Origin of the sequence: Psychrobacter sp. NG27 (genome assembly GCF_016106655.1) — a bacterium.
Classification (GTDB): domain Bacteria; phylum Pseudomonadota; class Gammaproteobacteria; order Pseudomonadales; family Moraxellaceae; genus Psychrobacter.
Genome location: NZ_JADGIN010000005.1, coordinates 139,156 through 151,552 on the forward strand (window position 1 = coordinate 139,156; position 12,397 = coordinate 151,552).

The 12,397-nt window shown below is 44.3% G+C and carries 10 protein-coding genes; 4 read left to right on the forward strand and 6 right to left on the reverse strand.

Features of this window, described 5'->3' with window-relative positions; genetic code table 11:
- Nucleotides 1-174: 174 nt before the first annotated feature.
- Together IP485_RS09725 and IP485_RS09730 are read left to right on the forward strand one after the other, a co-directional pair.
- On the forward strand, nt 175-1,617 hold the full coding sequence (locus IP485_RS09725; RefSeq protein ID WP_198327057.1) for an APC family permease: 1,443 nt from the start codon (nt 175-177) through the stop codon (nt 1,615-1,617).
- A gap of 248 nt (nt 1,618-1,865) precedes the next feature.
- Nucleotides 1,866-2,039, forward strand: coding sequence for a hypothetical protein (locus tag IP485_RS09730; protein WP_320159132.1), 174 nt, complete (start codon nt 1,866-1,868; stop codon nt 2,037-2,039).
- Between the two features lie 379 nt (nt 2,040-2,418).
- Here IP485_RS09730 and IP485_RS09735 read toward each other — a convergent pair whose 3' ends face one another.
- The 6 genes from IP485_RS09735 to IP485_RS09760 all read right to left on the reverse strand — a co-directional run bounded on the left by IP485_RS09735 (nt 2,419) and on the right by IP485_RS09760 (nt 10,461).
- Nucleotides 2,419-3,792: an NAD-dependent succinate-semialdehyde dehydrogenase gene (locus IP485_RS09735; protein WP_198327058.1), complete on the reverse strand. Its 1,374-nt coding sequence runs from the start codon at nt 3,790-3,792 to the stop codon at nt 2,419-2,421.
- Nucleotides 3,793-3,920: 128 nt separating this feature from the next.
- On the reverse strand, nt 3,921-5,027 hold the full coding sequence (gene aguA, locus IP485_RS09740) for an agmatine deiminase (RefSeq protein WP_198327059.1): 1,107 nt from the start codon (nt 5,025-5,027) through the stop codon (nt 3,921-3,923).
- 48 nt (nt 5,028-5,075) lie between these two features.
- On the reverse strand, nt 5,076-5,945 hold the full coding sequence (aguB, locus tag IP485_RS09745) for an N-carbamoylputrescine amidase (RefSeq protein ID WP_198327060.1): 870 nt from the start codon (nt 5,943-5,945) through the stop codon (nt 5,076-5,078).
- A 172-nt stretch (nt 5,946-6,117) separates the two neighbouring features.
- Complete coding sequence (locus tag IP485_RS09750; RefSeq protein ID WP_198327061.1) at nt 6,118-7,611, reverse strand: Na+/H+ antiporter NhaC family protein; 1,494 nt, start codon at nt 7,609-7,611, stop codon at nt 6,118-6,120.
- Nucleotides 7,612-7,784: 173 nt separating this feature from the next.
- A complete protein-coding gene (locus IP485_RS09755; protein WP_227669547.1) occupies nt 7,785-9,116 on the reverse strand; it encodes an NAD(P)/FAD-dependent oxidoreductase in 1,332 nt (443 codons plus the stop codon).
- Between the two features lies 1 nt (nt 9,117).
- Complete coding sequence (locus IP485_RS09760) at nt 9,118-10,461, reverse strand: glutamine synthetase family protein (RefSeq protein WP_194364027.1); 1,344 nt, start codon at nt 10,459-10,461, stop codon at nt 9,118-9,120.
- Between the two features lie 455 nt (nt 10,462-10,916).
- Between IP485_RS09760 and IP485_RS09765 the strand changes: the two genes are divergently transcribed.
- The gene (locus IP485_RS09765) at nt 10,917-11,657 is read left to right on the forward strand and encodes a gamma-glutamyl-gamma-aminobutyrate hydrolase family protein (RefSeq protein WP_198327062.1); all 741 of its coding nucleotides are present in this window, start codon (nt 10,917-10,919) and stop codon (nt 11,655-11,657) included.
- Complete coding sequence (locus tag IP485_RS09770) at nt 11,632-12,378, forward strand: cupin domain-containing protein (protein ID WP_198327063.1); 747 nt, start codon at nt 11,632-11,634, stop codon at nt 12,376-12,378. Before IP485_RS09765 ends, IP485_RS09770 begins: the two co-directional genes overlap by 26 nt.
- Nucleotides 12,379-12,397: the final 19 nt, after the last annotated feature.

Sequence of the window (12,397 nt, forward strand, 5' to 3'; positions counted from 1 at the left end):
TCAAGACGCCGTTTTTTTTGTGCCTGAATATTTGTGCCTGAATAGCCAAATGGCATATAGGCGGTCTGATGTGAAACAACGCAAACAGTAAATAGGATGAGTGCTGTCGCACGACATAAACATGGTGTAACCGTAAAAGGTTCACACGGATGATACAAAGACAAGGAGTGGGTTATGTCTGAATTAAAAAAAACGTTAGGGGTCTTTGATATTATTGCGCTGGCATTCGGGGCAATGGTTGGTTGGGGCTGGGTCGTACTGGCTGGTAGTTGGATCATCTCGGCAGGTATATGGGGCGCAATTAGCGCCTTTTTGATAGGCGGTCTGGTGGTGGTTTTGATCGGTGTGACGTATGCTGAACTGGCTGCATCCATGCCTATTACAGGGGGCGAGCATACGTATACTCACCGGGCACTGGGGGTGAATGTCTCCTTTATCTGCTCGTGGAGTATTTTGTTTGGTTATTTTTCTGTCGTCGCTTTTGAGGCAGTGGCATTGCCTACTGTTGTCGAATATGTCATTCCGAACTATAGCCAAGGTTACCTTTGGAATATCGCTGGCTGGGATGTCTATGCCACGTGGGTGGCTGTCGGTATGCTCGGCTCAGTGATTGTCACATGGCTCAATATACGCGGGATGGAAGTGAGTGCTTGGTTCCAAAAGCTCGCAGTCGTAGGTATTTTCTGTGTAGGTATACTGCTGTTCGTTGGGGCGTTGATGTTTAGTCCTGAGACCTCTAATACAGTACAAGCGCCTAACTTTATCGGTGGTATGGGCGGCATTATGACGGTGATGGTCATGGTACCGTTTTTGTTTGTCGGCTTCGATGTCATTCCCCAAGCAGCAGAAGAGATCAATCTATCTCGTCCAAATATTGGCAAATTTTTGATAGTCTCTATTATTATCGCAGTGCTTTGGTATGTGGCAGTCGCTTGGAGTGTGGGTAAGACATTGCCATTATTACAAGCGCAAGATTCGACACTGGCGACGGCTGATGCGATGACCAACGCTTGGAATGGTAAATGGGCGGGTACGTTGCTCGTTATCGGCGGTGTACTGGGTATTTTATCGAGCTGGAACGCGTTTCTTATCGGTGGTAGTCGCTTGTTATACGCTATGGGCAAGACGCACATGTTGCCGCAGTTTCTATGCAAGCTGCATCCGAAATATAATACCCCAGTCAATGCGATCTTGTTGATCGGTGGCCTTGCGACACTCGCGCCACTCTTTGGTCGCAAAATGCTCGTGTGGATTGTAGACGCAGGCGGGTTCGGTATCGTTATTGCTTATACATGTGTTGCCCTGTCATTCTTAGTGCTACGCTACCGTGAGCCTAATATGGTACGCCCGTTTAGAGTACCAGCAGGTAAATTGGTTGGTGTCATTACTATTATACTTAGTCTGGGTATGTTGGCACTATATCTACCGGGTATGCCATCGGCACTCGTTGCGATTGAGTGGTGGATTTTCCTTGGCTGGACAGTGCTAGGTGCTGCATTATACGGTTATGCCACGATGAAGAACCCTGGTAAGAGTAAAGAGATTATGGATCATGAGCTGCATGAGCTTAAAATCGTTAACCAGCAATGGTTAAAAGAAAATCCATATAAAAAGTAGACTTACTTTAATTACCTTCTAATAAAAAAGCCTAACGTCAAACGTTAGGCTTTTTCGTTATCTTTGTTCTGTTCGAAAATTAGTTGATATATTGTTAATAATCAGCCAGCATAATATTCGTATATTGACATTTAATGATAAAGAGTTAAAATAGATAACTTTTGTTTGCTATCATCATTATTGTGGAAGTTGACTGTATGATCAGAAGTGGGGATAAACTAAAATGTACCTGTGGCAACGATTTTTTTGTGGAAGGTTCGGTTTACACTGTCGGTAATATTATAAGCAATAAGTTTTTTCAAATAAATATTGGTGCAAACGACGAGTATTGGTATGCAACAAAAGACAGTGAAGGTATATACGTTCGCTTCAATGAAGAAAACCATCTAGTCAATGATGCTTTTTTCGCTTTAGAAAAATAATAGTATTAGCATCTCATTGAGAAAGCTGTGAGATTCAAGCATCAGACGATTGATTGAAGTATTGCGACTGGCTGACACCATAACCAATAAGCAGCAAGACATTTTTCTAGACTTTGGCAATGTACTCGACATCGCATCATCTAGCTATATAAAGACAATTTAGCATGAAAATACTGCATAAGAATTTTCCAACAAAAAAAGCCTAATATTCGATATTAGGCCTTTTTTTGGCGTTAGATATCGCCAGCTAAAAATAAGAAAAACATGTATTGAAGATATTTTGCAGAGATGAATTTTCCTAGCTAATTTTGTACTCTATAAGCATTATAGAACTCATCTCAGCATTACTGTGCTTTTTTGGAGTAAATAGATAATAGGATTAAGATCTATCGCGAATCAGCTTATAGTTTAAGAACTCGGTGATACCTAGTGTACCAAGCTCGCGACCAAAGCCTGAGCGCTTGACCCCGCCAAATGGGGTATTTGCTTCACTACCAGACGGTGAGTTGATAGTGACCATACCCACTTCTAACTTGCTAGCGATGTCTGCTGCTAGGGCGGGATCTTGTGTCTGAATAGACGCACCTAGACCGAATGGTACATCGTTGGCAATCTTGATCGCGTGTTCGATGTCATCTGCTTTGTAAATCACAGCCACCGGACCAAACAACTCTTCACGGTACACATCCATTGATTCAGTCACATCTGTCAGTACCGCAGGCGCAAACCAAGCACCCGGCTTGTCTTTTACCATACCGCCTTCTACGAGCACGGTTGCTCCTGCTTGAATGGCACTATCTAGCTGCGCTTGTAGATTGACGGCAGCGGCTTTTGAGGACATGGGACCCATAAATGTCTCTTCGTTAAGAGGATCGGTTAAGGTGATGCCATTTACCACAGCGGTGAAGCCCTCAACAAATTTGTCATAGACAGACTCAATGATAATCAAGCGTTTGGCCGCGTTACAGGCTTGTCCTGTGTTACCAAAACGACCAGAGATAGCGCCTTGAATGGCCTGTTCGATATCAGCATCGGCTGCGACGATAAAGGCATCTGAACCACCAAGTTCTAGCACGACTTTTTTAAGTGCGCCGCCAGCTTCTTTTGCCACTGCTTGTCCAGCACGTTCAGAACCTGTTAACGAAATACCTTGTACGCGTGTATCGTTGATGATGGTCGCTGATTGCTCATTGGTCGCAAAAATATTGTTATAAACGCCCTCAGGTACGCCTGCGTCTTTGAAAATATCGACGATGATTTCTGCTGTCTTAGGGCACTGCGGCGCGTGTTTTAGAATAATGGTATTACCTGCCATAAAGTTTGGCGCGACAAAACGAGCTACTTGGTAATGCGGATAGTTCCACGGCATGATACCTAATAGCGCGCCTACAGGGTGTTTCTCTACCGATGCTGATCCGGAGTCAACATCAATGGTGCTAGGCGCTAGTAGCTGTTCAGCATTGTCCGCATAATAGCGATAGATATCAGCCACCAGACCAATCTCGCCTTTCGCTTGTGCGACTGGTTTGCCCATCTCATTGGCGACGATACGGGATAGCTCGTCTTGGCGCTCAAGATAGCTGTCGGCGATTTTGTGCAGTAGTGCGCTACGCTCACTTAATGAAACGTGACGCCAGTCTTGATAGGCATTGTCAGCCTTCTCAATCACTTGTTGGATATCTTGCTCAGTGGCGGTCGGGTAAGTGGCTTCTACTTCACCAGTGGCTGGGTTATTAACTTGATAATCGCTCATAATTTGTCCTGTAGTTTAAAATATTATTGGGTTCAAAATCCGTTTTGGGTTGTTATTGATACTACATGGTTCTAGTCAGTGTTGCTGTTATGACAAGTGCTTTGTCATCATAAGTATTTTTTAAGACATTACTTTTTCATTGCTGCTGGCTGCTGCTGAGTAATACAGTGAATATTGCCCCCACCAAAAACAATCTCTCTCGTTCGTACTCCCACTACCTGATGCTGAGGAAAGATCCTTTCAAGCTGCTCGATAGCGAGAGCATCATTTATATCATCATATTGCGGTACAATGACAGCGTCATTACAAATTAAAAAGTTGGCGTAGGAGGCGATACAAATATCGTCCGTATTACGAGACTTGGCATCGCCAGACTGGGTAATATCAGCATTGTCAGGCAAGGTGACAGGATGCTTGGTACAGCACAGTTTATGAACTTTTAACTTTCGGCCTTTGGCATCCGTCATCTCTGAGAGCTGCTGATACGCCTTTTGCGTGGCTTCATAGAATGGATGCTCAGCATCATCCGTAAATAAGCAGACCACTTCGCCAGGTCGCGCAAAGCATGCAATATCATCAATGTGCCCAGTGGTTTCATCGGGATCGATACCATCATCAACCCACAGCACTTTTTCGACATTGAGATGCGATTTCAGCATGTCTTCGATTTGTGCTTCATTTAAGTGAGGGTTGCGCCCAGGACTGAGCAAGCACATGCGTGTGGTTAATACCGTACCTTCGCCATCGACATGAAAGGCACCGCCTTCTAGTACAAAATCGTCAGTACGATAGCGCTCAATATTCAAATGTTCGCACAGTCTCTCAGCAAGCTTGTCATCGTCATCCCAAGGCGTATAAAGACCATCGTAATCACCGCCCCATGCATTAAATGTCCAATCGCACGCACGTATATCACCAGCATCATTGATTAAGAATGTAGGAACGGTATCACGCGCCCACGCATCATTGCTTGGCATCGATATCACATCGATATTATCGGGCAGTTGCGCACGACAAGCATCAAAATCATCAGCATTGACCAAAACACCAACATCACAGAACTGTCTGATGGCAGTAGCAACATCTGCATAGGCTGCTTGCGCGGGGACGGCTTTCTGTCGCCAATTGTCTTCTCGATACGGCCATACCATCCAGACTTTTTGCATCGGTGCAAATTCTGCAGGCATATAAAAACCATCTTGTTTGGGAGTCGAACCTGTCAGTAATGTGAACATAAAGTCACCTTATCGAACTCAAGCAGTTATAGAAATTGGGAAAGTGGGTTAGCCGTGCGTGAGCAATGTGCCATACATTGATGGACGACGGTCGCGGAACACGCCCCATTGGCGACGCTGTTCTGCCAGTGCATCCAAATCAAAGGTGGCCATGATAAATTCGCTTTTATCGGTTGAGGCTTCTTGTATAATTTCGCCGCGGCCATCAGTGATAAAAGAACTGCCATAAAACTGCATGGTGCTGCCCGTACCATTTTGGCTGATGGTTTCTTCACCAATACGGTTGGAGGCAATAACTGGCATGAGGTTAGCCGCAGAGTGTCCTTGCATACAGCGCTGCCAGTGGCCAGTTGAGTTGATATTTAGGGTTGGCTCATCACCAATGGCGGTTGGATATAGCAGTATCTCTGCCCCCATCAATGCCATGCTACGCGCGCACTCAGGGAACCATTGATCCCAGCAAATACCCACACCGATTTTGCCGTACTTAGTGTTCCAAACTTTAAAGCCAGTGTCACCAGGTGTGAAGTAGAATTTTTCTGCATAAGGGATACCATCTGGAATGTGAGTTTTGCGATAAGTGCCTAGTATCTCGCCGTCAGCATCGATGATGGTCACACTATTAAACATCGCATTGCCTGACTTTTCATAAAAGCTAATAGGCAGTACCACTTCAAGCGACTTGGCCAGTTCTTTGAAATGATTGATGGCTGTATTGTGCTCGACTTCGGTAGCCAGATTAAAATACTCAAAATCATGTACTTGGCAAAAATAAGGAGTTTCGAATAACTCTTGTAGCAAGATGATATTGGCACCAGCTTTGGCAGCTTCAGTGACCAATGCGGTAGCTTTATCGATGTTTTCTTGTTTGTCCCAAGAGCAGGCTATTTGAGTGCTGGCAACAGTAACGGATCGCATGGTGTACTCCTTGATTATAATTTATCTTTTGTATGAATAAAATAAAGCGTAATAAAAGCAAAATTTGGTCATAGTAACGGCTTAAATAGTGATGTATTTAAACCGTATTGTAGTTAAGAAGTTATTTAGCAGTGAGAGTAGCAGTAGCAGCTTCTTTACTCACTATCTAGCGTTAAGCCATCATAAAACCAAGTCCTAAGAAGGTAGCAACCGACAGCACAGCACCAAGCATCGCATAAGGGAACTGCGTGAAGGCATGCTGCATGGGTGAACACCCAGCACCTTGTGCGGCCAATAATGATGAGTCACTAAAGAAGCAAGCATGACTACCAAATGAAGACGCTGATAACAAAGCACCGATGACCAATGGCGTACTAACACCTAGTGCGGCTGCTACTGGGAATACAATCGGCATGGCAAGAACATATAGACCCCAGCTTGATGAGGTCGCAAAAGTTAAGAAAGCCATGACAGCGAAAATAACAGCAGGGAAGATAATAATCGTCATGTGCGGTGAGATAGCGTCAATGACATACATAGTCATACCAAGCTCGTCGTTAATGGCTTTCAAAAAGAAACCACCAATAACGGTCGATAATGGGTATAACATGACTTTAAAGCCTGTAAAAATAGACTCTACTTGGGTCTCAAAACTCAAAAGACCTTGTGCCCAATAGACCATAACGGTCACAAAACAGGTGAGCAATGCGCCTCTTAATAAATCCACTTCAAAGTAAATAGTTGAGACGATAAGCAAAATCATTGGGAATGCAAAGTTAAAAATATTGGCTTTGAATGATAGCGTACGTTTGGCTTTAACATTTGAAACCAATTGCTCATCGATAAAGTCTTCTGGAACAGGATTCCCTTCTTTCGCGCGTTTTTCTGCACGTTTCATTGGGCCCCAATCACCTATGATACCGTAGGCCACCAAAAACACGATAAGTAATGCAAACCAAGCGTAAGCCATGAATGGTATAGAGCTGATATAAAGCGACATACCAGCACCGTCTGCTGCCACGCCGTTTTCTTCTAACAGGCCTGAAAAGTAGACTGCCCATGTAGAGATAGGAACGATCACACACATAGGGGCAGCGGTAGAATCGACAATATAAGCAAGCTTTTCACGTGACACGCCATAAGTATCCGTCAGTTTTTTCACTGATGTCGAAACGGCCAAACAGTTTAGGTAATCATCAATGAAGACCACAACGCCCAATGCAAAAGTCGCCAGTAACGACTGTCTACGTGATTTAATGATTCTTTTGAGCCATTCACTAAAGCCATCTAAGCAACCACTCACTTCGAGAAGCTGAATCAGACCACCCATGAGACCACAAACAAGCACGATCCAAATAATGGTTTCGTTACCGAGTACGGCTGAGATATTATCTGCAAAAGGGGAGACTAGATCGAATGGGTTGAGCATGACAAGGCCAGCAACACAGCCTGCGATCATTGATTCAAAGGGACGTCTCGACACGATGGCAATGATGAGTACTAGCATGGTCGGTAGTAGGGAGAGGATTCCCCAAGATTCTGATGGATCTCGGGTGGATGATAACCAGACAAAGGCAAGATAGATGGCTATTCCCACTACGACAGTGAGAAAAACTCGCTTGTTGTGATACTGTCCTTCGACAGCATCCTTGAGCTTCATGTTCATGGTGACGTTCCTTGTGTGACATTATGGCTTATATAGAGAAGATCCTGTTTTAAGATAATGATCGATAGGAAGTGCGAGTGGACTTCCTATCGAGTTAGTAATAACAATCTGTTGCATGAATAGCTTCAAAGTCTTGCTTATCATTAAGCAGAAAATTGAAGCCATCACATTATTTATAAGCCAGTCGTGTCTTTTAGCGCATACCACCATGAGCCCATCATGGAGTAGGGCACGCGTAGCGCGCGGCCACCTGGGAAAGGAATCCATGGGATTTGTGCAAAGGTGTCGAACTCTTTGGTATTGCCGTTGATTGCATCAGCCAATATCTGTCCGAATAGATGTGAGCCTGTCACGCCATGACCACTATAACCATGGGCGAAATATACGCGATCATGTAGCTTACCCATTTGCGGTACGCGTGAAAACGACAATGCAAAGTTACCACTCCATGCATAGTCAATTTTGACATCGCGCAGCTCTGGAAAAATCTTATTCATGTTTGGTCTGATTTTGGCAGTGATATCAGAGGGATCTTGACCACCATAGACCGTACCACCACCAAACAACATGCGTTTATCTGCTGAGAGGCGATAGTAATCCAAAATATAGCGGACATCTTCGACACAGACGTCAGTTGGGAGCAGCTTATCTGCTAAGTCACCTAATGGTTCGGTGGCGATGATTTGTGTCGATACTGGCATGACTCGGTCAGTCAGCTTAGGAATGACTTTGTTTAAGTACGCATTACCGCACATAACGGCTTGTTTACAAGTGACCGTGCCAAATTCAGTGATGACCTTGATATGGTCGTCAGCATATTCAACATCAACGACTAGGGTGTTTTCATAAATAGTGCCGCCACGTGATTCAATGGCCGCGGCTTCGCCAAGCGCAAGGTTGAGCGGATGAAAATGTCCACCTGAGTGATCGATAACCCCGCCTACATAGGCCTCTGACTTGATATGCTCTTGCATACCGTATTTATCTAGCATTTCGCGATCGTGCATGCCGTGGCTTTCCCACAGTGCATGCGTTTTTTGTAAATCTCTCAATTGCCCATTGTTTAAGGCGGCAAAGATATTCTTTTCTTTTAAGTCGCAGCTGATGTCGTAGTCTTGGATTAGTCGGCGAATAATTTTGCCACCGCGTGTCACGAGCTGACCGACAAAATCGGCGTTTTGTTGACCATAAGAGCTTTTGATTTTTTCTAAGCTGGCATTTAGACCGTTGACAATCTGACCACCATTGCGACCTGAGGCACCCCAACCAATCTGTGCGCCTTCCAGCACGACCACTTCGTGATCTGTCTCCATGAGATGCAGTGCCGTTGATAGACCACTATAGCCACCACCCACCACGCAAATCTCAACATGAATATCATTTTCTAGCCTTGGTCTATCTGGTTTAGGATTACGACTGGCAGCATAGTAGCTATCAGGATACTGTCCTTTGTCTGAATAATGCGGGATATTGCGCGTGTTGTTAGACGGCTTGCTATTTGACATATTAGACATCCTGTAAATAGGTGAGGTATTCAAGGTTGGTGACTTGCTGAGAGAAGCGTTTGGCTTCTTGTTTTTTAACCGCAATCAGCAGTTCAATCATCTCGCTTGGGAATAGTGCATCAATGACGTCACTGTTTTCAAACTGACGAATGGCTGATAGCCAATCTAACGGTAAGGTTTTGAGATCTTCTTCGTTATAAGTAATGCTATTGATGGGCTCGGGCGCCTCTAACTTGTTTTCGATACCATATAACATGCCTGCCAATACTGCACTACAGACCAGATAAGGATTGGCATCAGCACCTGATACACGGTGTTCGATACGGCGTGCTTTTGAGTCCCCACCAGGGATACGTACAGCGGCGGTACGGTTCTCATAACCCCATGACACGTTGTTTGGTGCCAAGGTACCGGGTGCAAAACGGCGATAAGAGTTCACGTGTGGCGCAAATAATAAGGTGCAATCTGACATGGTTTTCAATAGTCCAGCGACCGCATGACGCAGCATATCTGAGCCTTCCGCTGAGCCATCATCAAAGACATTGTTGCCGTCCTTGTCTAATAAGCTGCAATGTACATGGAAGCCATTACCTGATTGTAGGCCGAACGGTTTTGCCATAAAGGTCGCGGTGAGCTTGCGACGAGTGGCCACTGCTTTGACGACTTGCTTAAACAAAATCGCATCGTCGGCGGCTTTTAGTGGGTCATCTACGTGTAGTAGGTTAATCTCAAACTGACCACAGCCATTTTCAGCCAATGCGGCATCGACAGGAATGTCTAGCTTTTTGCACTGGGCATAGACTTCGTCTAAAAACTCATCGAATTGCAATAAGTCATTGATGCTTAGAATAGAGGTTTTGTTTAATCTCAGACCACTCTTGGGGCGAATAGGTGGTTTTGGCGTCTCGCCTTCTGTGTAGTCAACCAAATAAAACTCAAGCTCAGTCGCCATCACTGGTGTCAAACCAAGCGCTTTGAATTTTTTGCTGATAAAGTCTAAAACGTGTCTGGCATCACCGTAATACGGCTCATTGTCTTCGGTATAGAGCCAAATAGGGAGTAGCGATGACGGGGCACTGGTATTGAGCAGAGGATAAGCGGCACGGCCAGTAGGGCGAGCAATGGCATCGATATCACCATTACACTGAGAGGATTCAATCACGTCAGCACCCCAGATGTCGACACCCAAAATAGACAATGGCAGTCGTATCGCTCCGTCTTTTGCCTTCTCCATTTGATTGGCGGGGATGCGCTTACCACGAAGTAAGCCATTGATATCACCTGCTGCCACATAAACGTACTCTGTGTCGTTTGCAGATTCGCCCATTCCATTGGTTATCGTCATGTCTATTCTTCCTATGAATTTGTAGAATTACCGGGTTTGTTACTGCTGCTACGTTTTGGATGTTGTGTCTAAATTTTCTATTAGTGGCATTTATAACTAACACTTGAAAGATAAGCATTTGATAAATGACTGGTTGAATAGGGCGTGTTTTTATTTTTTATCAACGATATTAGTGACTTATAGACTGTGCTCTTAGGCGTTTTTATTCAGGCTAAAAGTTAAACTATGTTGGTTATCATTGCTGCTGACTTTTAATATATGGATGAAAACTATAATTGTCAATTTTTATTTAAAATTATCTTAAAATAACTCAAATGCGGGTTTTTAGTACAAATACCGATATTAATGAAGTTTATAGTTTACATTTCGTGAGGCGCTGTGTTAAATTTTAGCTAAATAAGGGATTAGACAACATAGACAGCCTAGGTCTATTTGCTATAACAAGAGAAAATGATATGAAAAATTCCAGACCTATTATTGCTATTGTGTCTTGTCATAAGATGGTTGACGGCCAGCCCGCACAGGCGGTATATCAAAAATACATCGATGCTGTAAACTTCTATGGCGGTAACCCTATACTGCTGCCAAACACAGCTGCCGATAGCGAAAACTTTGATGCATTGCTCGAAATGGCAGATGGAATTTTATTGACAGGTAGCTACAGCAATGTCGCACCAATGCGTTATGGCGCGACGCATACCGAAGCAAAACAGGATCTAGGCCGTGATGAGCTAAGCTTCAAATTGTTGGCTTATGCAGACAGAACAGCGACTCCGCTATTGGCCGTTTGCCGAGGCTTACAAGAGATGAATGTGTATTTTGAGGGGACGTTGCATCCTGACTGGCGTGAGGTAGAAGGGTTTTATGAGCCCCATCTGGAAGACAATACCCAACCGCTTGAGGTGCAGTATCAGCCAGTACATGACGTTATCATTCAACCCAAGGGTAGGCTGGCGGCGTTCGGTGAAACATGGCACGTCAACTCACTACATAAGCAGGCCATCAACAAAGTTGGCACACGTCTATTTGTCGAAGCGTTAGCACGTGATGGCTTGGTAGAGGCTATCAGCTTATTACAACATCCATTTATGATTGGTGTACAATGGCATCCTGAGTTAAATTATGCGCAAGACAGCTTGTCCAAATTTCTATTCACGGAATTTATTCACCATGCCAGAGAACCACAAACCGAATAGCACGACTAAAAGTAAGGCAGAAACTACTGTCACTGATATTGATAACATTGAGAATGATGTTGATAATGTCGATGACAAAGAGGTAGCTGATATTGAAATAGATGATATCGATGATGATGAACTGAATGATTCTGAAACAGCGTCAACTTCTGAAGCAGATGAATCGTTGAAGGAAGACATTGGTAAAAAGATTAACCAGCTGCGTCTAGCAAAAGGTTACTCGCAACGTAAGCTGGCAAAACTGTCAGGATTGACGAACACGTCTATCAGCTCGATTGAGCGTAACAAGGTCAGTCCAGCGGTCAATACGTTAAAGGCGATTTTGACAGTATTGGGTTCTGATCTGACCACGTTCTTTAGTGACGAGTGGAAAGAGCCAAAGGCTAGAGTGATCGTAACGCCAAAAGATCTATTAGAGCTTAATGAACCCAATAGTAAAGTGTCGCTAAAGCAAGTCTATAACTGTAGCACCACCAGAAACTTGGGGTTTTTGATCGAGACCTATCAGCCAAATAGCTCAACCGAAGAAAAAATCGCTCATGAGGGTGAGGAGATTGGTACGGTCATCGAGGGCAAGATTATTATCCGTATTGAAGACAGTACTTATTTGCTTAACCAAGGTGATAGCTATGTGATTGATACCATTCAACCGCATACCTTTATCAATCCTACCGATAGTATTACTCGTATTGTCAGTGCACACACACCGACGACTTATTAAACCTAAGCTTGGCTTCGGA